The organism is Streptomyces sp. NPDC096040 (assembly GCF_040303265.1).
GTDB lineage: Bacteria > Actinomycetota > Actinomycetes > Streptomycetales > Streptomycetaceae > Streptomyces.
On sequence record NZ_JBEOTA010000029.1, the window covers coordinates 30,290 to 52,250 of the forward strand.

General features: G+C 70.5%; 24 protein-coding genes and 1 pseudogene. 11 read left to right on the forward strand and 14 right to left on the reverse strand.

All coding sequences use genetic code 11. The features are described from left to right. Positions 1-192 precede the first annotated feature (192 nt). On the forward strand, positions 193-843 hold the full coding sequence (locus ABTY98_RS32575) for a TetR/AcrR family transcriptional regulator (protein WP_352224661.1): 651 nt from the start codon (positions 193-195) through the stop codon (positions 841-843). A gap of 20 nt (positions 844-863) precedes the next feature. Here the strand turns inward: ABTY98_RS32575 and ABTY98_RS32580 are convergent, their stop codons facing one another. The 11 genes from ABTY98_RS32580 to ABTY98_RS32630 form a co-directional block, all read right to left on the reverse strand. Beyond that, on the reverse strand, positions 864-1,010 hold the full coding sequence (locus tag ABTY98_RS32580; protein ID WP_352224662.1) for a hypothetical protein: 147 nt from the start codon (positions 1,008-1,010) through the stop codon (positions 864-866). After that, a complete protein-coding gene (locus ABTY98_RS32585) occupies positions 1,010-1,273 on the reverse strand; it encodes a DUF6086 family protein (RefSeq protein ID WP_352224663.1) in 264 nt (87 codons plus the stop codon). Before ABTY98_RS32585 ends, ABTY98_RS32580 begins: the two co-directional genes overlap by 1 nt. A gap of 69 nt (positions 1,274-1,342) precedes the next feature. Then, entirely contained in the window at positions 1,343-3,043 is a 1,701-nt protein-coding gene (icmA, locus tag ABTY98_RS32590) for a coenzyme B12-dependent isobutyryl-CoA mutase large subunit (protein ID WP_352224664.1), read from the reverse strand. A gap of 75 nt (positions 3,044-3,118) precedes the next feature. Next, complete coding sequence (locus ABTY98_RS32595; RefSeq protein ID WP_352224665.1) at positions 3,119-3,457, reverse strand: DUF3817 domain-containing protein; 339 nt, start codon at positions 3,455-3,457, stop codon at positions 3,119-3,121. Between the two features lie 66 nt (positions 3,458-3,523). Next, the gene (locus ABTY98_RS32600; RefSeq protein WP_352224666.1) at positions 3,524-4,033 is read right to left on the reverse strand and encodes a MarR family winged helix-turn-helix transcriptional regulator; all 510 of its coding nucleotides are present in this window, start codon (positions 4,031-4,033) and stop codon (positions 3,524-3,526) included. Between the two features lie 241 nt (positions 4,034-4,274). Continuing rightward, entirely contained in the window at positions 4,275-4,565 is a 291-nt protein-coding gene (locus ABTY98_RS32605; RefSeq protein ID WP_352224667.1) for a hypothetical protein, read from the reverse strand. After that, positions 4,562-5,212, reverse strand: a complete 651-nt coding sequence (locus ABTY98_RS32610) for a TetR/AcrR family transcriptional regulator (protein WP_352224668.1) — start codon at positions 5,210-5,212, stop codon at positions 4,562-4,564. Before ABTY98_RS32610 ends, ABTY98_RS32605 begins: the two co-directional genes overlap by 4 nt. Continuing rightward, a complete protein-coding gene (locus tag ABTY98_RS32615) occupies positions 5,209-5,889 on the reverse strand; it encodes a DUF4166 domain-containing protein (protein WP_352224669.1) in 681 nt (226 codons plus the stop codon). The genes ABTY98_RS32610 and ABTY98_RS32615 overlap by 4 nt, the downstream gene beginning before the upstream one ends. Next, complete coding sequence (locus ABTY98_RS32620; protein WP_352224670.1) at positions 5,886-6,629, reverse strand: hypothetical protein; 744 nt, start codon at positions 6,627-6,629, stop codon at positions 5,886-5,888. The genes ABTY98_RS32615 and ABTY98_RS32620 overlap by 4 nt, the downstream gene beginning before the upstream one ends. Positions 6,630-6,788: 159 nt before the next feature. Then, positions 6,789-7,082, reverse strand: a complete 294-nt coding sequence (locus ABTY98_RS32625; protein ID WP_352224671.1) for an MTH1187 family thiamine-binding protein — start codon at positions 7,080-7,082, stop codon at positions 6,789-6,791. Then, positions 7,079-7,429, reverse strand: a complete 351-nt coding sequence (locus ABTY98_RS32630; RefSeq protein WP_352224672.1) for a DUF3817 domain-containing protein — start codon at positions 7,427-7,429, stop codon at positions 7,079-7,081. The genes ABTY98_RS32625 and ABTY98_RS32630 overlap by 4 nt, the downstream gene beginning before the upstream one ends. A gap of 152 nt (positions 7,430-7,581) precedes the next feature. Between ABTY98_RS32630 and ABTY98_RS32635 the strand changes: the two are divergent. From ABTY98_RS32635 to ABTY98_RS32655, 5 genes and pseudogenes are all read left to right on the forward strand, one after another. Further along, positions 7,582-7,750 (forward strand): annotated as a pseudogene (locus tag ABTY98_RS32635) (DUF6191 domain-containing protein); the annotation flags it as partial. 178 nt (positions 7,751-7,928) lie between these two features. After that, complete coding sequence (locus tag ABTY98_RS32640) at positions 7,929-8,561, forward strand: AIM24 family protein (RefSeq protein ID WP_352224723.1); 633 nt, start codon at positions 7,929-7,931, stop codon at positions 8,559-8,561. Position 8,562: 1 nt separating this feature from the next. After that, positions 8,563-9,213, forward strand: coding sequence for an AIM24 family protein (locus ABTY98_RS32645; RefSeq protein WP_352224673.1), 651 nt, complete (start codon positions 8,563-8,565; stop codon positions 9,211-9,213). A 38-nt stretch (positions 9,214-9,251) separates the two neighbouring features. Then, entirely contained in the window at positions 9,252-10,007 is a 756-nt protein-coding gene (locus tag ABTY98_RS32650; protein ID WP_471511800.1) for an AIM24 family protein, read from the forward strand. A 92-nt stretch (positions 10,008-10,099) separates the two neighbouring features. Further along, positions 10,100-10,576: a MarR family winged helix-turn-helix transcriptional regulator gene (locus ABTY98_RS32655; protein WP_352224675.1), complete on the forward strand. Its 477-nt coding sequence runs from the start codon at positions 10,100-10,102 to the stop codon at positions 10,574-10,576. Positions 10,577-10,641: 65 nt separating this feature from the next. Here ABTY98_RS32655 and ABTY98_RS32660 read toward each other — a convergent pair whose 3' ends face one another. From ABTY98_RS32660 to ABTY98_RS32670, 3 genes are all read right to left on the reverse strand, one after another. Continuing rightward, positions 10,642-11,850, reverse strand: a complete 1,209-nt coding sequence (locus tag ABTY98_RS32660; RefSeq protein ID WP_352224676.1) for an MFS transporter — start codon at positions 11,848-11,850, stop codon at positions 10,642-10,644. Positions 11,851-12,001: 151 nt separating this feature from the next. Then, on the reverse strand, positions 12,002-12,958 hold the full coding sequence (meaB, locus tag ABTY98_RS32665; protein WP_352224677.1) for a methylmalonyl Co-A mutase-associated GTPase MeaB: 957 nt from the start codon (positions 12,956-12,958) through the stop codon (positions 12,002-12,004). Positions 12,959-12,997: 39 nt separating this feature from the next. Continuing rightward, positions 12,998-14,203 (reverse strand): acetyl-CoA C-acetyltransferase, encoded by a 1,206-nt coding sequence (locus tag ABTY98_RS32670; RefSeq protein WP_352224678.1) that lies wholly within the window; start codon positions 14,201-14,203, stop codon positions 12,998-13,000. A gap of 149 nt (positions 14,204-14,352) precedes the next feature. Between ABTY98_RS32670 and mce the strand changes: the two genes are divergently transcribed. The 5 genes from mce (at position 14,353) to ABTY98_RS32695 (ending at position 21,916) form a co-directional block, all read left to right on the forward strand. Beyond that, on the forward strand, positions 14,353-14,793 hold the full coding sequence (gene mce / locus ABTY98_RS32675; RefSeq protein WP_352224679.1) for a methylmalonyl-CoA epimerase: 441 nt from the start codon (positions 14,353-14,355) through the stop codon (positions 14,791-14,793). 222 nt (positions 14,794-15,015) lie between these two features. Beyond that, positions 15,016-18,864, forward strand: a complete 3,849-nt coding sequence (gene scy, locus ABTY98_RS32680; RefSeq protein ID WP_352224680.1) for a polarized growth protein Scy — start codon at positions 15,016-15,018, stop codon at positions 18,862-18,864. 195 nt (positions 18,865-19,059) lie between these two features. Further along, positions 19,060-19,995, forward strand: coding sequence for a coiled-coil domain-containing protein (locus ABTY98_RS32685; RefSeq protein ID WP_352224681.1), 936 nt, complete (start codon positions 19,060-19,062; stop codon positions 19,993-19,995). Positions 19,996-20,183: 188 nt separating this feature from the next. After that, a complete protein-coding gene (locus tag ABTY98_RS32690; RefSeq protein WP_352224682.1) occupies positions 20,184-21,140 on the forward strand; it encodes an ABC transporter ATP-binding protein in 957 nt (318 codons plus the stop codon). After that, on the forward strand, positions 21,140-21,916 hold the full coding sequence (locus tag ABTY98_RS32695; RefSeq protein WP_352224683.1) for an ABC transporter permease: 777 nt from the start codon (positions 21,140-21,142) through the stop codon (positions 21,914-21,916). The genes ABTY98_RS32690 and ABTY98_RS32695 overlap by 1 nt, the downstream gene beginning before the upstream one ends. Positions 21,917-21,961 lie beyond the last annotated feature (45 nt).

Sequence of the window (21,961 nt, forward strand, 5' to 3'; positions counted from 1 at the left end):
GTTGTGAAAGCCAGGTCGAACAAGCGTTTAGTACGGGCGCCGGGTCCCCACCCACGCCACGGTCGTCGCCCGTGCGGTCATCCACGAGCTTTCGCTACGACCCGTAGCGTAATGCCTCGGGGACCCCGCGCGACACCCCGCCCCGGTGATCTCCCTCACGACGCCACATGAACGGCCGGTTATGGTCATGGGATGCAGAGCCGCACCCCCGCCAGCCGCACCGGGCGCCCACGCAGCGCCGAGGCGGACGCCGCGATCCTGGAAGCGACACGGCAGGCGCTGGTGGAACTGGGCTGGTCCAAGCTCACCTTGGGAGACGTGGCGACGCGGGCGGGGGTTGCAAAGACGACCCTGTATCGCCGCTGGGCCGGCAAGAACGAGTTGGTCGTGGACGCGGTCGCGGAACTGTTCGACGAACTCGAACTCCCCGACCGGGGCAGCCTCGCCGAGGACATCGAGGGCGTGGTGCTCCAGTTCGCGGCGATCCTGGACCGCCCGGAGGCCAAGAGCGGGCTGATGGCGGCGGTGGCCGAGTCGACCCGGGACGAGGCGCTGCGGGAACGTATCCGCGCGTCCATCGTGGACCGCCAGAAGCGGCTGGTCCTGGAGGGCCGCGAGCGCGCCCAGCGACGCGGCGAACTCCCCGAGCAGCCCGACCCGTGCGAGGCGGACCGCACGGCGGACCTGATCTTCGACGTGGTGGCCGGCTCGGTGGTGCACCGCGCCCTGGTGAGCGGCAAACCGGCGGACGAGGAGTGGGTGCGCGGCCTGACGAGGGTTCTGCTGCTGGGCCTGGCGGGCGCTGCGGACGACACGGCCAACCTGGGCGACACCAAACCGTAACGTCAGCGGATCACACCGGACTACCCGACGGCGACGCTGCCGTCACCCATTTCCCACACGTGCCCCTGGAGGACACGTTCCTGGTCACGGGCCCGGTCCAGATAGACGCGCTCCGTCGGCGTGCTCGCGGTGACCGTGGCGCCGGCCTTGCCGGCCAGCATGATCATCACGGCAGTACGCCGTCCAGCAGCTTGATCATCTCCATATGCCCCGTCGAGGCACGCCGGCGCAGGGCCGCGGTGACGAACTCGCCGTAGAGCCGGGTGTCCGTCTGGACCCAGTCACCGGAGACGTCGTCGAGTCCGGTCGGCACCTTCAGGACCAGGGAGCCCAGGGCGTTGACACCGCCCATGAAGAGCTGACCGACGGCGAGCGCCGGTTCCCAGACGTCCTCGTCGGTGTCGGTGACCGTGAAGATGTAACTCGTCACGGTCACCGTATGCGCTCTCCAGGGCCCGTTTCAGGCCCCGCCGCCCGCACCCGTGCCCCGGGAAACCACCTAGAACCCCGCCGGCTCCGTGTACACCCCCCACTCCTCCCGCAGCACCCCGCAGATCTCGCCCAGGGTCGCCTCGGCGCGTACGGCGTCGAGCATCGGCTCGATCATGTTGGCCCCGGAGCGGGCGGCGCCCAGCATCGCGTCCAGGGCGGTGCGCACCGCGCCCTCGTCCCGCGCGGACCTCCGCTCGTCCAGCACCCGCACCTGCTCCCGCTCCACCTCGTGCGAGACCCGCAGGATCTCCAGGTCCCCGGTGACGGATCCGGTGTGGACGTTCACGCCGACGACCCGCTTGTCGCCCTTCTCCAACGACCGCTGGTACTGGAAGGCGGACTCGGCGATCTCCCCGGTGAACCAGCCGTCCTCGATGCCCCGCAGGATCCCGGAGGTGACCGGCCCGATCGGGTGCCGCCCGTCGGGATGGGCGCGCAGCCCGCGCTCCTTGATCTGGTCGAAGATCTTCTCGGCGTCGGCCTCGATCCGGTCGGTCAGCTGCTCGACGTACCAGGAACCGCCCAGCGGATCCGCCACGTTGGCGACGCCGGTCTCCTCCATGAGTACCTGCTGGGTGCGCAGCGCGATCTCGGCGGCCTGCTCGCTCGGCAGCGCGAGGGTCTCGTCGAGGGCGTTGGTGTGCAGCGAGTTGGTCCCGCCGAGCACCGCCGCGAGCGCCTCCACGGCCGTACGCACCACGTTGTTGTACGGCTGCTGGGCGGTCAGCGAGACGCCCGCGGTCTGCGTGTGGAAGCGCAGCCACTGCGACTTGTCCGACCGGGACCCGTACACGTCCCGCATCCAGCGCGCCCAGATCCGGCGTGCCGCGCGGAACTTGGCGATCTCCTCGAAGAAGTCGACGTGCGCGTCGAAGAAGAAGGAGAGCCCGGGCGCGAAGACGTCGACGTCGAGCCCGCGGCTGAGCCCCAGCTCCACGTATCCGAAGCCGTCGGCGAGCGTGTACGCCAGCTCCTGCGCGGCCGTCGCGCCGGCCTCGCGGATGTGGTAGCCGGAGACGGACAGCGGCTTGTACGCGGGGATGCCGGCCGCGCAGTACTCCATCAGGTCGCCGATGAGCCGCAGATGGGGTTCGGGCTGGAACAGCCACTCCTTCTGGGCGATGTACTCCTTGAAGATGTCGGTCTGGAGCGTGCCGTTGAGCACCGCCGGATCCACGCCCTGCCGCTCGGCGGCGACGAGGTACATGCAGAAGACCGGCACCGCCGGCCCGCTGATCGTCATCGACGTCGTGACATCGCCCAGCGGGATGTCCTTGAACAGGACCTCCATGTCGGCGGCGGAGTCGATGGCCACCCCGCAGTGCCCGACCTCGCCCAGCGAGCGCGGGTCGTCGGAGTCGCGGCCCATGAGGGTCGGCATGTCAAAGGCCACGGACAGACCCCCGCCGCCGTTGGCGAGGATCATCTTGTACCGCTCGTTGGTCTGCTCGGCGTTGCCGAACCCGGCGAACTGGCGGATGGTCCAGGTCCGCCCGCGGTAGCCGGTCGGATACAGCCCGCGGGTGAAGGGGTACTCCCCCGGCCAGCCGATCCGCTCGAATCCCTCGTACGTATCCCCAGGCCGGGGCCCGTACACCGGCTCCACGGGGTCCCCGGAGAGCGTGGTGAAGTCCGCGTCCCGCTTGCGGGCAGCGTCGTAGCGGGCCTGCCAACGTAGGCGGCCCTCCGTGATGGCGTCAGCGTCCATACCCTCGAATTTACTAGGACGTCCTAATAAATGTCGATGCCAAACCGCCGCACGGGTGTCCGTACGGCGGTGAGGTCAGACCTTGGCCGCCACCGGGGAGGCGTCGGTGATCTTGGCGTCGAGTTCGCGGGTGACCTTGCGCTCCACGAAGAACGCAGCGGTCGGGACGGTGCCGGCGAGCAGCACCCACAGCTGCTTGCCGACCGGCCACTTCGCCTTGGAGCCCAGGTCGAAGGCGAAGACCAGGTAGACGACGTAGAGCCAGCCGTGCGCGATGGCGACGACCCGCGTGAAGTCGGCCGCACCGCCGATGTCCAGCCCGTACTTGGCGATCATGCTCAGGCACAGCAGCACCAGCAGCACACCGGTGACATAGGCCAGGACGCGGTAGCGGGTCAGCACGCTCTTTTTCATGAGGACGAGCGTAACCACCCGTTCCGGGAGATCTTGCCCCGGGTCACTCCTCGCCGGAGGACCGGCTCACTGGTCGTCGAAGTCGTGCGCCGAGACCCGCAGTGGACGCAGCATCGCGAAGATCTCCGCACACTCCTCGGCGTCGTACACCCCGAGCCCGAAGTCCATCGCCATCAGGTCCCGGGTGGCCGCCTCGACAACCTCGCGGCCCTTCTCGGTGATCGTGGCGAGCGTGCCGCGCCCGTCGTTGGGGTTGGGCCGCTTGTCGACCAGACCGGACCTCACCAGCCGGTCGACGGTGTTCGTCACGGACGTCGGGTGCACCATCAGACGCTCGCCGATCTTCGACATCGGCAGCTCACCGGCCTTGGAGAAGGTGAGCAGCACCAGCGCCTCGTAGCGCGCGAACGTCAGCCCGTACGGCCTGACCACCGCGTCGACCTCGGCCAGCAGGATCTGCTGGGCCCGCATGATCGAGGTGATCGCGGCCATCGACGGGACGTTTCCCCAGCGCTGCTTCCAGAGGTCGTCGGCACGGGCGATGGGGTCGAAGGGGAGACTGAGAGGCTTCGGCACGCCACCGACCTTACCGGCCGGTCATATACCGGTCAGCCGTGTCTCGGCTTTCGGTCGCCTCCCCGCCCACACCACGGCAGACCCGGGCCCACATCCGCGCCCACGGCAAAGGCACGGCAGGGGCCCGACAGCTCCAGCCCCGTAGAACGAGGCCCGTACGGGCAGCCCCCGCCGCAGAATGGCACCCATGACCGAAGCACCCGACGCGGCCACCGCCCCCGTTGGGGCAATCACGGCCCCGTCAAGGCCGTCGCAGGTCCGGCGGCAGATGCCGCACCAGCAACGCGACGGCCTCCTCGGCCGTCGCGACCTCGCCGACTTCGGTGAAGTCGGACGAGTAGACCTTGTAGGGCGGCGGGCAGACACCGAACCCCTGCTGCGTGCCCTGTACCCCGGGTCTGCCCGAGCGGACCGCGCAGGAAGTGCAGGCCGCCGTGGCGCGGGAACGGCCCAACACCCGCAGCTGGATGCACGACGAGCTGGTGGAGATCGCGCACGCGGCCCGCTTGCGCGCTCGCCGGGGCGGCCTCAACGGCGGTTCGTGCGGCGAAGGCGGTGACGGACCGCGCGCTGGGCGACCGGGCCGAGGTCCTCCAACGCGGCCACCAGCGCCCCCAGTTGCTCCAGGGCGTCCAGGGCCGCGTGGGCGCCGGACGCGTCGACGCCCTCGTAGAGCTCGATGCCGACGAAGGACGCGGCGACCGCGCGGGCGAGCCCGGCCGGGTCGACGAACTCGCCGAAGGGGGTGGCCGCGAGGACCCGAACGAGGACCGTCTCGATCTCCGCGATCCACAGGTCGAGCCCGGCCGCCGTGGCGGGGCCGAGGGCCGCGTGGGTCTGGGCGCCGGCCAGCAGCTGGCCGAGCAGGGCGACATGGCCACCCGCGCGCTCCTCCTCGTGGATCTGCCGGCCCACGGCGAGAAGTTCGGAGAGCGAGCCGGCCGCGGCGAGCCGGGGGCGGAAGCGGGCGACGGCCCGCTCGGCTCCGTACCGGCAGGCGGCCGCGAGGAGCTCGTCCACGGATCCGAAGTGGTAGAAGACCAGCGCCTGGTTGACCCCCGCGGCCGCCGCCACCGTACGGGCGGACGTCTTGGCGATCCCCTGCTCGGTGAGCGTCCGCAGCGCGCCCTCCAGCAGCTTGCTCTTCGTCTCCAGGGACTTGGCGGTCTCCGGGCTCACGCGCGCGACTCCTCACGGACCGGCCGCAGCCCCGGCCGTACCCCACAGCGGCGGATGTCGGTGTACGACGCCTCGAAGGAGCCCTGATAGCCGAAGAGCGGACCGAAGTACCGGTTCACGACCCGCACCTGGATACGGAAGCGGCCGGTCCGGTCGTCATAGGACTCACGCACCTCGGCGGTGGCCCCGGCGAGTTCGGGGACGCGGACGTCCACCGGGCCCTCCCTGAACCGGTGCTCGCCGGAGCGGATGAGCAGGGAGCCGTCGGGCTCTGCGTGGAAGTGCAGCTCGGAGGCCAGGTGCTGGTGGGTGCCGAGGTAGTCGAGGATGCGGTCGCCCTTGGGGCTGAGCACCATCTGGGCGTCGAATCGGCGGGCGCGGCCTGGCAGGTCGAACGTGCGCACGAAGGTCACCGTCTCACGGCCGTAGGTGTCGATGTAGGGCACGTTCTCGATCACGAAGGGAATGTTCCGGCCCGCCTTCGGGACCAGGATGTTACGGGTGCTGCCCAACGCCAGGAACGGTTTCACGAACGCCGGCCCGTGCCAGATCCGTTCCATCACACCCCTGCCGGTACAGGCCTCACCGCTCGCCATGCCGACAGAGAAGCGTCGTTGGAGGCGCGGGTGCAGCCGGTCGAAGTCGGCGCCCAGCGCGGTACGGAACATGGAAGTCACGACCGCCTCTCCAGGGTGCGCAGGACCCGGGGCGCGGTCACCCGGGTCGGTGGGGTGCGCAGACAGCGGCGGGCGGCCGGGGTGGTGGCGAGCGGGGGCCCGAAGAGGGCCAGGGAGAGGGCGACCACCAGGAGGAGCGGGACCAGGAAGGCGACGGCGGGCGAGAGGGCCTCGAGGACCGGGCCCCGGCTCAGGCCGGCGGCACAGCCGGCGACCGTCAGCGCGCGGGCGGCCATCTCGGCCAGCCAGTTCCACCGCGCCCGCTCCGGTGTGATCCCGCGCTCCAGCCACAGCCGCAGCCGGTCGAAGGACCAGGCGGTCGCCCAGCCCATCAGCGGCCGGAGGAAGAGCCGGTCGGCGAACGCGCCGAAGGCGCCCCAGCGGGGCCGGTAGTCGTAGCCGGTGAGGAAACGGACGCCGTCGGCGACCGGGACGTAACGCCAGAAGCCGCTGCCCTCGGCGAGCAGCGAGAGCGGGTGCGGGGAGGCGAAGCGCAGGGCGGAGGTGCGGGTGCCGTCGGGGCGCTCCTTCTCCCCCGCCGAGATCCCGCTGCCGGCGACCGTGAGGAACGGCAGTACCCGCGTGGCGTAACGGAAGCGCTGCGGCTCGCCCGCCGCGCGCGGGAGGTGGTCGATCTCGGTGAACCTGAGGTCCCAGCGCTGGTGCCGGGCCGGGTCCTGGGTGTGCGCCCACAGTTCGTCGAGGTCGGCGCGGATGTGCGCCTCTATATAGAGCCCCATTGGTGTCGTACCCCCGTCACCTGGTCCTTTGAATGTATTTGAGCGACTGCTCAAACCCTCGGGACCGTGACGCTACCCGTTTTTGAGCGATCGCTCAATCACAGGGGACAAGAAACCCCGGCCCTTGAAGGACCGGGGGTTCTGACTTTGGGCTGTCGACTACTGGGCGAGGTGACGCTCGACCGTCTCCACCTTGCTGGTGAGGCCGTCGGTGACACCCGGGCGGATGTCGGCCTTGAGGACCAGCGAGACGCGGGGGGCGCGGTTCTCGACGGCGGCGACGGCGCGCTTGACGACGTCCATGACCTCGTCCCACTCGCCCTCGATCGAGGTGAACATGGCGTCGGTGCGGTTGGGCAGCCCGGACTCGCGGACCACCCGGACGGCGTCGGCGACGTACTCCCCGACGTCCTCGCCGACGCCCAGCGGCGTCACGGAGAAGGCGACGATCATGCGTTCACGACCCCTTCCTTCTCCTTGTGGGCGCGGGCCGCGATGACCGCGTCCTCGGCCTCGCGGCGCAGCTTGCGCTCGGCGAAGAAGCCGCCGGTCGGCAGGACGGAGAGGACGAAGTAGAAGGCGGCGGTGCCGAGGGGCCACTTGGCGCGGTTCCAGGCGTCGGCCCAGAAGATCACGTACAGGATGAACAGGACACCGTGGATCGCGCCCATCACGGGCACCGCGTTGAAGTCCGTGGTCCGCTTCAGCACCGAGCAGACGAGCAGGATCAGGAAGGAGACGGCCTCCGGGGCGGAGACCAGGCGGAGGCGGCGGATGGCGGTGGCGGTCTTGATGTCCACGAGTCACCTTCGGTGGGAGAGACGTCCACGCTTTGTGAACGCGAGCACAAACGTTCAACCATTGTGGCAAAGGAGCCTCGCGGTCCCCGCGCGGGGGGTGGGCGGCCGGGCCCGGTGACGGAGGGGGTGCGGGTGGGATGCAGTTCGTGCGGCAGATCTCCGCGACCGGCGTCGAGCACCTTCACGCGGCTCTCTCCGGGCAAGCAGTACGAGCTGAAGGAACGGCAGAGTGCGTTGATGCTGCTCGACGAGGAGGAGGACGGGGCGCCACCGAGGTCCACGGTCGACCTGACGGCCGGGCAGGCGGTCATACGCGTCCCCGGCGATCGGCGGGCGCCCCGCCAGAGCTCCGGCCTCCCGGCGATCGGCGGGCGGCCCCCTGAAGATCGGGGCTCCCAGGTGCCGTGGTCGGCCGCCCCCTAGGGGGCGGATCCGGGACGACGTCCACCCGTGGGACCTGTTGGTGGCGTCGGCCTGCGGCTACCTTCGCAGCGTGGCGATGTTTCGACTTCAAGGCAGCAAGGTGCTCGCCGTCGAGATGACCGGGGACGCCGTGAAGGCGAAGAACGGCTCGATGGTCGCGTACGACGGGCAGATGGCGTTCAAGAAGCTTAGCGGCGGCGGTGAGGGGCTACGGGGGATGGTGACCCGGCGGCTCACCGGCGAGCAGATGACCGTGATGGAGGTGAAGGGGCACGGGACGTGCTGGTTCGCGGACCGGGCGTCCGAGATCAACCTGGTCGGCCTCCAGGGCGACAAGCTGTACGTCGAGTCGAGCAACCTGCTCGCGACCGACGCCGGCCTGCGCACCGGCACGACCTTCACCGGCCTGCGCGGCGTCTCCCAGGGCAACGGTCTGTTCACCACCACGGTGGAGGGTCACGGACAGGCGGCGATCATGTCGGACGGCCCGGCGGTGGTACTCCGGGTGAGCCCGCAGTACCCGCTGACCGTCGACCCGGGCGCCTACATCGCCCACCAGGGAAACCTCCACCAGTCCTTCCAGTCAGGAGTGACATTCCGCACGTTCCTCGGGGAGGGCGGCGGCGAGGCCTTCCAGATCCGGTTCGAGGGGGACGGCTTGGTGTACGTACAGCCGAGCGAGCGGAACACGATCGCGGGGGATGTGTGAGATGGCCCTGCGCGAAGTGAACTCCAAGATGGTCGAGGCGACCGTCATGCCCGGGCAGCGGCTGTTCAGCCAGCGCGGAGCGATGCTCGCCTACAAGGGCGAGGTGTCCTTCACACCCAACATCCAGGGCGGCCAGGGCGGGCTGATGTCGATGCTGGGCCGCCGGGTCGCGGGCGAGGCCACCCCGCTGATGACCGTCGAGGGCAGCGGCACGGTCTTCTTCGGGCACGGCGGCCATCACGTCCAGGTCATCACCCTCACCGGCGACACCCTCTATGTCGAGGCCGACCGGCTGCTCGCCTTCGAGGGCACGCTCCAGCAGGGCACGATGTTCATGGGCTCCCAGGGCGGTGTGATGGGCATGGTGCGCGGCCAGGTCACCGGCCAGGGCCTGTTCACGACCACCCTCAAGGGCCACGGCTCGGTCGCCGTGATGGCCCACGGAGGGATCTTCGAGATCCCGATCACGCCGCAACGCCCGGTCCATGTCGACCCGCAGGCCTATGTCGCCCACCACGGCGACGTCCGCAACAAGCTGTCGACCGCGCTCGGCTGGCGGGACATGGTGGGCCGCGGCTCCGGCGAGGCGTTCCAGCTGGATCTCAGCGGAAACGGCACGGTGTACGTCCAGGCCTCGGAGGAGAAGCTGTGAGCGCATACGGTCCCGCCGGACCGGTCGTGTACGACCCCATGACCCTCCCCGTCGACGACAACGTCAACAAGTACACCTTCTGCGTGGAGCTCAAGAGCGGCCAGTGGTTCCTGCAGAAGGGGAAGATGATCGCCTACTACGGCTCGATCGACTTCAACGGCGTCGGGCACGGCCGCCTGGACCGTCTCGTCCGCACTTCCTTCCATTCGCCTCTGCACGCGAGCGACTGGGTGGTGGCGGAGGGATCGGGCAAGATGCTCCTCGCCGACCGGGCCTTCGACGTCAATTCGTACGATTTGGACGACGGCAACCTGACCATTCGCTCCGGCAACTTGCTAGCTTTTCAGCCAAGTCTCGCGCTCAAGCAGTCAATCGTTCCGGGTTTTCTGACCCTTATCGGAACCGGCAAGTTTGTCGCCGCGTCCAACGGGCCGGTGGTGTTCATGGAACCCCCGATCCGGGTGGATCCGCAGGCACTCGTGGGATGGGCCGACTGCCCCTCCCCGTGCCACCACTACGACCACGGTTATATGACAGGTGTCATGGGCGGTCTACGTGCGATGACGGGCCTCGGCGGGGCCTCCGGAGAGGAGCACCAGTTCGAGTTCGTGGGGGCCGGCACGGTCCTGCTCCAGTCCACCGAGACCCTGATGGCGGAGCAGGCCACGGGAGCGGTTCCACATGAGCCCGGGGTACCCGGCGGGAGTGGCCCTTTCACGGGCCATTCACAGCAGCAGGGCACACCGCGCCTTCCCGGACAGCTGGGGGACCTGCAACGTCGCTTCGGGCTGTGAGCGGTAGTCTGCGGAGTGTGACATCGAACGCGTGCGCGCAGTCACACCACCCTCAGTAGTTCGCCTTTCAACATTTTAGGTAGACTTCATACATGGAGACCGAGACGGCCACGCGCTGGCTGACCGATGCGGAGCAGTGCGCCTGGCGCACCCACCTGGAGGTCAACAGGCTGTTGACGTACCAGCTCGAAAAGGATCTGCAGCCGTTCGGCCTGACAATGAACGACTACGAGATCCTGGTGAATCTGTCCGAGGCCGAGGACTACCGGCTGCGAATGAGCGACCTCGCGGCCGCGACACTCCAGTCCAAGAGCCGGCTCTCGCACCAGATCACCCGTATGGAGAACGCGAACCTGGTCCGCCGGGAGAACTGCGAGTCCGATCGCCGCGGGCTGTTCGCCGTCCTCACCGAGCACGGCATGGAGATGATGAAGAAGGTGGCGCCACATCATGTGGCCTCCGTGCGACGGCACTTCATCGACCTGCTGTCGCCGGAGGCACTCATAGAGCTCGACAAGGGCCTGAAGCCGATCGCCGAACACCTGCGGGGACAGCGCGGGCGCCCGTGACGGCGAACGCCACCTGACGGCGGCGGACGAGGGTTCAGGTCTCGTCCGCCGCTCACCGCAGCCCCCTACGCGCGCAGCCGGGTGACCGCCCGCACTCCTGTTGCCGAGGCCAGGGCCGCGGCTCCCGCCAGGGCGAAGCAGAGTCCCACCGACAGGCGCCCGAGCGCCAGCCCCGCGACCACCGAGCCAGCCGAGGTCCCGGCGTTCACGGCCGCGTTCACCCACGCCCCGGCCCGGGTCCGGGCGGAGTCGCCCGCCGTCTCGTCGGCCAGCAGGTACGCCGTCGTCAGGGTCGGTGTCACGAACACGCCCGTAGCCGCCATGGCCAGGGCCAGGAACCAGACCCCGGGAGCCAGCCCGGCGACGGCCAGCGCCGCGCCCAGGGCCACCGTCAGCCACGCCAGCCGTTCGGCGGCCGGGAGGCGCCAGTCCACCGCCCCGTTCAGCAGGCCTCCCACCGCGCCGCCCACCGAGAGCGCGGCCAGGATCCAGGGGACGACCTCCGTGCCGTACGACCGCTGCTCGGCGAAAGCCATCACCAGCAGGTCGGCACCGCTCAGCGCAAGCCCCAGGCCGGCGGCCGCGATCACAGGGGCCGCCGGGAAGCCCCCGGCCTGGCCACCGACCTCTCGCTTCGGCCCGGTCACGCCCCGCACCGCCGGTGACGTCACGAACGCGCAGGTGCCGGCCAGCATGAGCACCGCGCTCAGCAGCAGCCCGGCCGGCGGGGGACCGAAGCGCAGCAGCAGGCCGACCAGCGCCGGGCCGGACACGAACAGCAGTTCCTCGGCGACCCCGTCCAGGCTGTAGGCCCGCCGGAGCAGCGCCGGGTCGTCGACCAGGCGCCCCCACACCGCCCGCATGGTGGGGCCGAGGGGTGGCGCGACGCAGCCGGAGAGGGCGGCGGTGACGGCGAGCGCCGCCGGCGGGGCGCCCGGACGCCAGGTCTGGGCCGCGAGCAGGCAGAGCAGGGCGCTGTAGGCGCCCGCCATGGGTGGCAGGGCCCGCCGGGGGCCGTACCGGTCCACCAGGGTCGCCCGGACCGGCGTCAGGACGACCGCAAAGCCGCCGAAGAGGGCCATCACCAGCCCCGTCACGGCGTAGGAACCGGTCGCGCGGGTCACGGAGAGCAGGACGGACAGGGAGACGGTGCCGTAGGCGAGGCGGCCCGCGAGGGCGGCGAGGAAGGTGCGGCGCGCGTGCGGGACGCGCAGGACGGCGGCGTACGACGGTCGCCGGGCAGGTGAAGGGCGCGATGAAGTCAGCGCGGACATGGGCCGGTTCCTCGGTCGGAGGCGGAAGAGGGGACACCTGTGCGCGCCACGGCACGGGACATGAAGGTGCCGGTGGCGCGGGGTGCCCGCTTACGCCAGGGAGAGGAACATGCGGGTCAAAATAGCAGCCGGGGCCGTCGGCCGGTCCGGATCAGTTCTCCGTCAGCCCGGTCACCAGTTCGTCCGCCGCCCGGTACGGGTCCAGCTCTCCCGTCATGATGCGTTCCGCGAGTGCGCCGATGTGACGGTCTCCGTGGAGGTCGCCGATGCGTTCGCGCAGTGCCGTCACCGCGATGGTCTCGACCTCGCGGGCGGCGCGGGCCAGTCGGCGTTCCGCCAGGACGCCCCGCTCCTCCATCCACGCGCGGTGTTTCTCCAGGGCCTCGACCAGTTCGTCGATGCCCTCCGCGCGGGCGGCGACCGTCTTGACGATCGGGGGCCGCCAGTCGCCGGGGCCGCGGGACTCGCCGAGCCCCAGCATGTGGTTGAGTTCGCGGGCGGTGGCGTCCGCGCCGTCGCGGTCGGCCTTGTTGACGACGTACACGTCGCCGATCTCCAGGATTCCGGCCTTCGCCGCCTGGATGCCGTCGCCCATCCCGGGGGCCAGCAGGACGACGGACGTGTCCGCCTGGGAGGCGATCTCCACCTCGGACTGGCCCACGCCGACCGTCTCGACGATGATCACGTCACAGCCCGCCGCGTCAAGGACGCGGATGGCCTGGGGGGCGGCCCAGGCCAGGCCGCCGAGGTGGCCGCGCGTGGCCATCGAGCGGATGTAGACGCCGGGGTCCGAGGCGTGGTCGGACATGCGGACGCGGTCGCCCAGCAGAGCGCCTCCCGAGAAGGGGGAGGACGGGTCGACGGCCAGGACGCCGACCCGTTTGCCCTGTTTGCGATAGGCGGTCACCAGGGCCGAGGTGGAGGTCGACTTGCCGACCCCCGGGGAGCCCGTCAGGCCTACCACATACGCGTTGCCGGTCAGGGGCGCAAGCGCCGCCATGACCTCCCTGAGCTGCGGTGACGCCCCCTCCACCAGCGAGATCAGCCGGGCGACCGCACGCGGTCGGCCCTCCCTGGCCTGGGCCACCAGTGAGGAGACGTCCTGCATCACAGCTCCGTTCGCTTCCGTTCGCTCAGAGAAACGTGCTCAGGCCTTCGGTACCCGCACGATCAGCGCGTCACCCTGGCCGCCGCCACCGCACAGCGCGGCCGCGCCGACCCCGCCGCCGCGCCGCTTGAGCTCCAGGGCCAGGTGCAGGACGAGACGGGCGCCGGACATGCCGATGGGGTGGCCCAGGGCGATGGCACCGCCGTTGACGTTCACCGTTTCGGTGGACACCCCGAGGTCCTTCATTGACTGGACGGCGACCGCGGCGAAGGCCTCGTTGATCTCGATGAGGTCGAGGTCGGCGACCTCCAGGCCCTCCTTCTTCAGGGCGTGCTGGATGGCGTTGGACGGCTGGGACTGGAGGGAGTTGTCCGGCCCTGCCACATTGCCGTGGGCGCCGATCTCGGCGAGCCACTCCAGGCCCAGCTCCTCGGCCTTGGCCTTGCTCATGACGACCACGGCCGCCGCGCCGTCCGAGATCTGCGAGGAGGTACCGGCCGTGATCGTGCCGTCGCGGGTGAACGCCGGGCGGAGCTTGCCCAGCGACTCGGCCGTGGTGTCGGGGCGGATGCCCTCGTCCTTGCTGAAGACGACCGGCTCGCCCTTGCGCTGCGGGATCTCGACCGGGGTGATCTCGGCCTCGAAGATGCCGTTCTTCTGCGCGGCGGCGGCCCGCTGGTGGGACAGGGCGGCCACCGAGTCCTGCTCCTCGCGCCCGAGGCCGAGGCGGGTGTTGTGCTTCTCCGTCGACTCGCCCATCGGGATGTTCTCCCACGGGTCGGTCAGGCCGTCGTACGCCATCGCGTCGAGCATTTCGATCGCGCCGTACTTGAAGCCCTCGCGGGACTTCGGGAGCAGGTGCGGGGCGTTGGTCATGGACTCCTGGCCGCCGGCGACCACGATGTCGAACTCGCCGGCGCGGATCAGCTGGTCCGCCAGGGCGATGGCGTCGAGGCCGGAGAGGCACACCTTGTTGACGGTGAGCGCCGGGACGCTCATCGGGATGCCGGCCTTCACGGCGGCCTGCCGGGCCGGGATCTGGCCCGCGCCGGCCTGGAGCACCTGGCCCATGATCACGTACTGCACCTGGTCGCCCCCGATCCCCGCACGGTCGAGGGCGGCCTTGATCGCGAAGCCGCCGAGGTCGGCCCCGGAGAAGGACTTCAGCGAGCCCAGCAGTCGTCCCATGGGCGTCCGCGCGCCCGCGACGATCACTGAGGTGGTTCCAGCGGTTCCAGAAGTCATGAGCTGCGATTCCCCTTACCGGCTGCACTGCCGAGGAGTGAACGAGGGTTTACTTCGAATGTACTGAGTGGCACTCCGTGCCGTCATCGGGCCGTCAGTGTGATCGCTGGCACGTTGCGTAACCACCGCGGTGGCGCTGCACTGAATCCATGCTGACGCGAATCGACCACATCGGTATCGCCTGCCACGACCTCGACGCGACAGTCGAGTTCTACCGGGCCACGTACGGCTTCGAGGTGTTCCACACCGAGGTCAACGAGGAGCAGGGCGTGCGGGAGGCCATGCTCAAGATCAACGAGACGTCCGACGGGGGTGCCTCCTACCTGCAGCTCCTGGAGCCGACCCGGGAGGACTCGGCGGTCGGCAAGTGGCTCGCGAAGAACGGCGAGGGTGTGCACCACATCGCCTTCGGTACGGCGGATGTGGACGGTGACGCCGCGGACATCCGTTCCAAGGGCGTACGCGTTCTGTACGACGAGCCCCGGCGCGGGTCCATGGGATCGCGGATCACCTTCCTGCATCCAAAGGATTGCCACGGCGTACTGACAGAACTGGTCACTTCGGCGGCTGTTGAGTCACCTGAGCACTGACCCTCGTACATATGGGCCGGTAGGGTTGGGCGCGGTCGTCCCTTCGCACGTTCGCAGGGCCGGGGCGGCCGCATGCCGGGGTCCGGGTTTCGGGGGACGAGCGTCGGGGCAGCAGCCCGTGCTCCGCCGTTGATCTGACACCATTCCCCGGGGGCCCCGTTCGGCGGATGGACGGAGCTCGTTCGGAGAAGGTTGCGACCAGGGGACGGATGGGACCGCGCAGTGCGGGGCTACGAGAGCCAGGAGCGAGAGCCGGCGGCTGACGTCGACCACCTCTCTCGGTTCGAGGCCGAGATGAAACGGCTGAAGACCGAGCGGGAAAAGGCGATCCAGCATGCCGAGGACCTCGGCTACCAGGTCGAGGTGCTGCGCGCCAAGCTGCATGAGGCGCGGCGCACCATCATGTCCCGGCCCGCGTTCGACGGCGGTGACATCGGCTATCACGCCGAGCAGCTGCTCCGTAACGCCCAGATGCAGGCCGACCAGATCCGCCAGGAGGCGGAACGGGTGGCCGCGGAGGCCCGGGCGCAGACCCAGCGCATCCTCCAGGAGCACGCCGAGCAGGCCGCGCGGCTCCAGGCCGAGCTGCACCAGGAGGCGGTGACCCGCCGCCAGCAGCTGGACCAGGAGCTGGCGGAGCGCCGACAGACCGTCGAGTCGCACGTCAACGAAAACGTGGCGTGGGCCGAGCAGCTGCGGGCCCGGACCGAGTCCCAGGCCCGGCGGCTGCTGGACGAGTCGCGGGCCGAGGCCGAGCAGGCCATGGCCGCCGCCCGCGCGGAGGCCGAGCGGCTGGCGACCGAGGCGCGGCAGCGGGTGCAGGCCGACGCGGAGGCGGCCCGCGCGGAGGCCGAGCAGCTCCTGCTGCGCGCCCGCAGGGACGCCGAGCGGCTGCTGAACGCCGCCTCCACCCAGGCCCAGGAGGCCACCGACCACGCTGAGAAGCTGCGCAGCTCCACCGCGACGGAGTCGGACGCGGCCCGCCGGCAGGCGAGCGAGCTGAGCCGCGCCGCCGAGCAGCGGATGGCGGAGGCCGAGGAGGCGCTGCGCAAGGCGCAGTCCGAGGCCGAGAAGCTGGTCACCGAGGCCGAGACGAACGCCGCGAAGGCCCTGTCGAGCGCCGAGGCCACCAACGAGCAGCGCACCCGTACGGCGAAGGAGCAGGTCGCCCGGCTGGTCAGCGAGGCCACCAAGGACGCCGAGGCCACCAAGGCGGACGCCGAGCAGGTGGTCGCGGACGCCAGGGCCGAGGCCGAGAAGATCATCGCGGAGGCCTCCGAGAAGGCCCGCACCCTGACCGCCGAGGAGAGCGCCTCCCAGCTGTCCAAGGCCGCCAAGACCGCCGAGGACGTCCTCAACAAGGCGGCCGAGGAGGCCAAGCGGACCACCAAGGCCGCCGCCGAGGAGGCCGAGCGGATCCGCACCGAGGCGGAGACCGAGGCGGACCGGCTGCGTGCCGAAGCGCACGACATCGCCGAGCAGCTCAAGGGCGCGGCGAAGGACGACACCAAGGAGTACCGCGCCAAGACGGTCGAGCTGCAGGAGGAGGCCCGCCGGCTGCGCGGCGAGGCCGAGCAGCTGCGTTCCGACGCGGTCGCCGAGGGCGAGTCGATCCGTGCCGAGGCCCGGCGCGAGGCCGTGCAGCAGATCGAGGAGGCGGCCAGGTCCGCCGAGGAGCTGCTCGCCAAGGCCAAGGCCGACGCGGACGAGCTGCGGCAGACCGCCACCACGGACAGCGAGAAGGTCCGCACCGAGGCCATCGAGCGCGCGACCACGCTGCGCCGGCAGGCCGAGGAGACCCTGGAGCGCACCCGCCAGGAGGCCGACCGGCACCGCACCGAGGTCCTGGAGCAGTCCGAGGCCCTCAAGGCGGACGCCGAGCGGGCCGCGCGCGAGTTGCGCGAGGAGACCGAGCGGGGCGTCGAGGCCCGGCGCGCGGAGGCCGCCGAGGAGCTGGCCCGGCTGCACACCGAGGCCGAGGAGCGGTTCGCGAACGCCGAGCAGGCGCTCACCGAGGCTCGTGAGGAGGCCGGCCGGATCCGCCGGGAGGCCGCCGAGGAGATCGAGCGGCTGCGCTCCGAGGCCGCCGAACGTATCCGCACGCTCCAGCAGCAGGCCGAGAACGAGGCCCAGCGGCTGCGCGACGAGGCCGCCTCCGACGCGTCCGCGTCCCGCGCCGAGGGCGAGTCCATCGCCGTAAGGCTGCGGTCCGAGGCCGCGGCCGAGGCGGAGCGGCTCAAGCAGGAGGCCCAGGACACCGCCGACCGGGTCCGAGCCGAGGCGCAGGCGGCGGCCGAGCGGCTGTCCACCGAGGCGTCCGAGACGCTGGCCGCCGCCCAGGAGGAGGCCACCCGGCGCCGCCGCGAGGCCGAGGAACTTCTGGGCGCCGCCCGCCAGGAGGCCGACCAGGAGCGCCAGCGGGCCCGCGAGCAGAGCGAGGAGCTGCTCGCCTCCGCGCGCAACCGCGTCGAGGAGGCGCAGGCCGAGGCGGTACGGCTGGTCGAGGAGGCCGACCGGCGGGCCACCGAGATGGTGTCCGCCGCCGAGCTCCACGCCCAGCAGGTACGGGACTCGGTCTCGGGGCTGCACGAGCAGGCGCAGGAGGAGATCGCCGGGCTGCGTTCGGCCGCCGAGCACGCGGCGGACCGGACCCGCCGGGAGGCCGAGGAGGAGTCGGACCGGGTCCGCGCGGACGCCTACGCCGAGCGGGAGCGGGCCAGCGAGGACGCGACCCGGATCCGCCGCGAGGCCGCCGAGGCGTCCGAGGCGGCGAAGGCGCTGGCCGAGCGGACCGTGACGGACGCCATGGCGGAGTCGGAGCGGCTGCGTTCGGAGGCGTCCGCGCACGCCCAGCGGGTGCGCACCGAGGCCTCCGACACCATCGCGCAGGCCGAGCAGGACGCCACGCGTACGCGTGCCGAGGCCCGTGAGGACGCCAACCGCATGCGTTCGGACGCGGCCACCCAGGCGGACACCCTCATCACCGAGGCGCGCAACGAGGCCGAGCTGCTCCAGAACGAGACCATCGCCGAGGCCGACCGCGTCCGCGCGGACGCCATCGCCAAGGCGGAGAAGCTCATCGCGGACGCCAGCGGGGACGCGGAGCGGCTGCGTGCCGAGGCCGCCGAGACGATCGGCTCCGCCCAGCTGCACGCCGAGCGGACCCGCAGCGACGCCGAGCGGCTCAAGGCGGACGCGGAGGCGGAGGCCGAGCGCATGGTCAACGCCGCCCGCGAGGAGGCCGACCGCACCCTCGACGAGGCGCGCAGGGAGGCCAACAAGCGGCGTCAGGACGTGGCCGAGCAGGTCGACACGCTCATCAACGAGACCGCCGCCGAGGCCGACAAGCTGCTCACCGAGGCACAGCAGCAGGCCCACAAGACCACCGCGGACGCCGAGGCGCAGGCCGACAGCATGGTCGGCGCGTCCCGCAAGGAGGCCGACCGGCTGGTGTCCGAGGCCACGGTCGAGGGCAACTCGCTGGTGGAGAAGGCCCGTACGGACGCGGACGAGCTGCTCGTCGGCGCCCGCCGGGACGCCACCGCCATAAGGGAGCGGGCGGAGGAGCTGCGCGACCGCATCACCAGCGAGATCGAGGAGCTGCACGAGCGGGCCCGCCGCGAGGCCGCCGAGACCATGAAGTCCACCGGCGACCGCTGTGACGCGCTCATCAAGGCCGCCGAGGAGCAGCTCGCCAAGGCCCAGGCCAAGGCCAAGGACCTGGTCTCGGAGGCCAATTCCGAGGCGGGCAAGGTCCGTATCGCCGCCGTCAAGAAGGCCGAGGGGCTGCTCAAGGAGGCCGAGCAGAAGAAGGCCACGCTCGTCCGGGAGGCCGAGGAGCTCAAGGCCGAGGCGATCCGCGAGGCCCGGGCCACGGTCGAGGCCGGCAAGCGCGAGCTGGAGATCCTGGAGCGCCGCCGTGAGAACATCAACGGGGAGATCTCCCGTGTCCAGGACGTCCTGGAGGCGTTGGAGTCCTTCGAGACCCCGTCGGCCAACAAGGACGGCGGAGTCAAGGCGGGCAGCACGGTGGGTGCCCCTCGATCGGGTGGCAAGTCGTCAGAAGGGTAGAGGACAGGGCCTGTTCTGTAGTGTTCTGAGGCTTTTGACCAAGCCTTTGGCAGAGGCTTTGGCAAGCGATCTCACAGCCAGCCACCCAAAAGGGGTGTCATTCTCCAGATCAAACACGCATCCGCTCGATGACACACCGCTTCGGCCCCTAGGATTCCACCTATCACCTCACCGGTCTCACTCGACAGGAACCCCATGAGCGACACTTCCCCCTACGGCTTCGAGCTTGTGCGGCGTGGGTACGACCGCGCTCAGGTGGACGAACGAATCTCCAAGCTCGTCTCCGACCGTGACAGCGCTCTCGCCCGCATCACCGCTCTGGAGAAGCGCATCGAGGAGCTCCACCTCGAGACGCAGAACGCCCAGGCTCAGGTAAGCGACGCGGAGCCGTCGTACGCCGGCCTCGGCGCGCGTGTCGAGAAGATCCTCCGCCTCGCCGAGGAAGAGGCCAAGGACCTGCGCGAGGAGGCCCGTCGGGCGGCCGAGCAGCACCGTGAGCTCGCCGAGTCGGCGGCCCAGCAGGTGCGCAACGACGCAGAATCGTTCGCTGCGGAGCGCAAGTCCAAGGCCGAGGACGAGGGCGTCCGGATCGTCGAGAAGGCCAAGAGCGACGCGTCGCAGCTGCGTTCCGAGGCCCAGAAGGACGCGCAGTCCAAGCGTGAGGAGGCGGACGCGCTCTTCGAGGAGACCCGTGCGAAGGCCGCACAGGCCGCCGCCGACTTCGAGACGAACCTCGCCAAGCGGCGTGAGCAGTCCGAGCGTGACCTCGCCTCGCGTCAGCAGAAGGCCGAAAAGCGCCTCGCCGAGATCGAGCACCGCGCGGAGCAGCTGCGCCTCGAGGCGGAGAAGCTGCGCACCGACGCCGAGCGCCGTGCGCGTCAGACCGTCGAGACGGCTCAGCGTCAGGCCGAGGACATCGTCGCGGACGCGAACGCCAAGGCCGACCGGATCCGCTCGGAATCCGAGCGCGAGCTCGCCGCGCTGACCAACCGCCGCGACTCGATCAACGCCCAGCTGACCAACGTCCGCGAGATGCTGGCCACGCTGACGGGTGCGGCCGTGGCCGCCGCCGGCTCTCCGGCGGAGGACGAGCCGATCTCCCGCGGGGTCCCGGCTCAGCAGTCCCGCTGAGCGCTGACCGGTAACGACATCAAGGGCCCGCATTCCCGTGGGGGGTGCGGGCCTTTGTCGTGCGAGTGCGGGTGGCACGTGGTTACTCCCACGGCGCCGCACCCGACAACGGCGCTTCGTCCCCGCCGCACTGCTCCCCCGCGCCCACTCAGGTGGCAGCCCCCACAAGCCGGTCTTAGCGTGGCCGCATGATCGAGCTGGAGGGACTGACCAAGCGTTACGGCGACAAGACCGCGGTCGACGACCTCACCTTCGCCGTGCGGCCCGGCATCGTGACCGGATTCCTCGGGCCCAACGGGGCCGGGAAGTCGACCACCATGCGGATGATCCTCGGACTCGACCACCCCACGGGCGGCCGGGTACGGATCGACGGCAAGCGGTACGAGCAGCTCAAGGACCCGCTGACGTACATGGGGGCGCTGCTCGACGCCAAGGGCGTGCATGGCGGGCGCAGTGCCTTCAACCATCTGCTGTGCCTCGCGCAGAGCAACGGGATCCCGAAGAGCCGGGTGACCGAGGTGCTGGACACCGTCGGGCTCACGGCGGTGGCGCGGAAGAAGGCCAAGGGGTTCTCGCTGGGCATGGGACAGCGGCTCGGGATCGCCGGGGCGCTGCTCGGGGATCCGCGGATCCTGATGTTCGACGAGCCGGTGAACGGGCTCGACCCGGAAGGGATCCACTGGATCCGGAACCTGATGAAGTCGCTGGCCGCCCAGGGCCGGACCGTGTTCGTCTCCTCCCACCTGATGAGTGAGATGGCGCTGACCGCCGATCACCTCGTCGTCATCGGGCAGGGGCGGCTGCTCGCCGACACCTCCATGGCGGACTTCATCCGGGCGAACTCGCGGTCGTACGTCCGGATCCGCTCTCCCCAGCGCGAGCGGCTGCTCGATGTGCTGCACCAGGCCGGGATCACCGTCGTCGAGACGGGGACCGGAGCGCTTGAGGTGGAGGGCGCGAAGGCCGAGCCGATCGGGGAACTGGCCGCGCAGCACGGGATCGTGCTGCACGAGCTGAGCATCCAGCAGGCCTCGCTGGAGGAGGCGTTCATGCAGTTGACGGCGGAGTCCGTGGAATACCACGCACATGCCGACTCGACCCCGGTGCCGCAGGCCTGGGGTGCCGGCTGGGACAAGGGGGCGTGATGGCGGTCGTCACCCAGGTCGTACGGTCCGAGTGGACCAAGATCCGGTCGGTCTCCTCGACGGTGTGGACGCTCTCGCTGGCCGTGGTCGTCAGCGTGGCGCTCGGGATGCTGCTCTCCGCGCTGGCCAACAGCCAGTTCGGCAACATGCCCGCGCGGGAACGGCTCTCCTTCGACCCGACGAACATCAGCTTCGCCGGGATGACCCTCGGTCAGCTCGCGATGATCGTGTTCGGGGTGCTGGTGGTGTCGAACGAGTACAGCACCGGCATGATCCGCACCTCACTGGCCGCCGTACCGCAGCGGGCCACCTTCCTCTTCAGCAAGATCGCGGTGGCGACCGGCCTGGCGCTGGTCGTCGGCATGGTGACCAGCTTCGCCGCGTTCTTCCTCGGGCAGGCCATGCTCGGCTCCCACCGGGCCCAGCTCGGCGACACCGGGGTGCTGCGCGCGGTCATCGGTGGCGGGCTCTACATGACGCTCATCGCGATGTTCTCCATGGGCGTGGCCGCGATGCTGCGCTCGCCGATGCTGTCGCTGGGCATCCTGATGCCGTTCTTCTTCCTGATCTCCAACATCCTCGGCAACGTCGACGCGACCAAGAAGATCGGCCGGTTCCTGCCGGACCAGGCGGGCAGTCACATCATGCAGGTGGTGCCGAGAGTCGGCGACGACGTCCCGTACGGGCCCTGGGGCGGCCTCGGGATCATGGGGCTGTGGGTGATCGCCGCGCTGGCCGGCGGGTATGTCCTGCTGAAGAAACGGGACGCCCAGTGACCGGACCGGGACCGACGGGCTTTGCCAGCTCTTGATGGGAACCGT

What these genes read in the sequence shown, in the direction of transcription:
- mce (WP_352224679.1), top strand. Translation starts at nt 14,353, where the DNA reads ATGCTGACGCGAATCGACCACATCGGTATCGCCTGCCACGACCTCGAC.
- ABTY98_RS32650 (WP_471511800.1), top strand. Translation starts at nt 9,252, where the DNA reads ATGACCCTCCCCGTCGACGACAACGTCAACAAGTACACCTTCTGCGTG.
- ABTY98_RS32575 (WP_352224661.1), top strand. Translation starts at nt 193, where the DNA reads ATGCAGAGCCGCACCCCCGCCAGCCGCACCGGGCGCCCACGCAGCGCC.
- ABTY98_RS32625 (WP_352224671.1), bottom strand. Translation starts at nt 7,082, where the DNA reads ATGATCGTCGCCTTCTCCGTGACGCCGCTGGGCGTCGGCGAGGACGTC.
- ABTY98_RS32655 (WP_352224675.1), top strand. Translation starts at nt 10,100, where the DNA reads ATGGAGACCGAGACGGCCACGCGCTGGCTGACCGATGCGGAGCAGTGC.
- ABTY98_RS32645 (WP_352224673.1), top strand. Translation starts at nt 8,563, where the DNA reads ATGGCCCTGCGCGAAGTGAACTCCAAGATGGTCGAGGCGACCGTCATG.
- ABTY98_RS32670 (WP_352224678.1), bottom strand. Translation starts at nt 14,203, where the DNA reads ATGACTTCTGGAACCGCTGGAACCACCTCAGTGATCGTCGCGGGCGCG.
- meaB (WP_352224677.1), bottom strand. Translation starts at nt 12,958, where the DNA reads ATGCAGGACGTCTCCTCACTGGTGGCCCAGGCCAGGGAGGGCCGACCG.
- ABTY98_RS32640 (WP_352224723.1), top strand. Translation starts at nt 7,929, where the DNA reads ATGTTTCGACTTCAAGGCAGCAAGGTGCTCGCCGTCGAGATGACCGGG.
- ABTY98_RS32685 (WP_352224681.1), top strand. Translation starts at nt 19,060, where the DNA reads ATGAGCGACACTTCCCCCTACGGCTTCGAGCTTGTGCGGCGTGGGTAC.
- ABTY98_RS32695 (WP_352224683.1), top strand. Translation starts at nt 21,140, where the DNA reads ATGGCGGTCGTCACCCAGGTCGTACGGTCCGAGTGGACCAAGATCCGG.
- ABTY98_RS32595 (WP_352224665.1), bottom strand. Translation starts at nt 3,457, where the DNA reads ATGAAAAAGAGCGTGCTGACCCGCTACCGCGTCCTGGCCTATGTCACC.
- ABTY98_RS32580 (WP_352224662.1), bottom strand. Translation starts at nt 1,010, where the DNA reads ATGATCATGCTGGCCGGCAAGGCCGGCGCCACGGTCACCGCGAGCACG.
- ABTY98_RS32620 (WP_352224670.1), bottom strand. Translation starts at nt 6,629, where the DNA reads ATGGGGCTCTATATAGAGGCGCACATCCGCGCCGACCTCGACGAACTG.
- ABTY98_RS32660 (WP_352224676.1), bottom strand. Translation starts at nt 11,850, where the DNA reads ATGTCCGCGCTGACTTCATCGCGCCCTTCACCTGCCCGGCGACCGTCG.
- ABTY98_RS32690 (WP_352224682.1), top strand. Translation starts at nt 20,184, where the DNA reads ATGATCGAGCTGGAGGGACTGACCAAGCGTTACGGCGACAAGACCGCG.
- icmA (WP_352224664.1), bottom strand. Translation starts at nt 3,043, where the DNA reads ATGGACGCTGACGCCATCACGGAGGGCCGCCTACGTTGGCAGGCCCGC.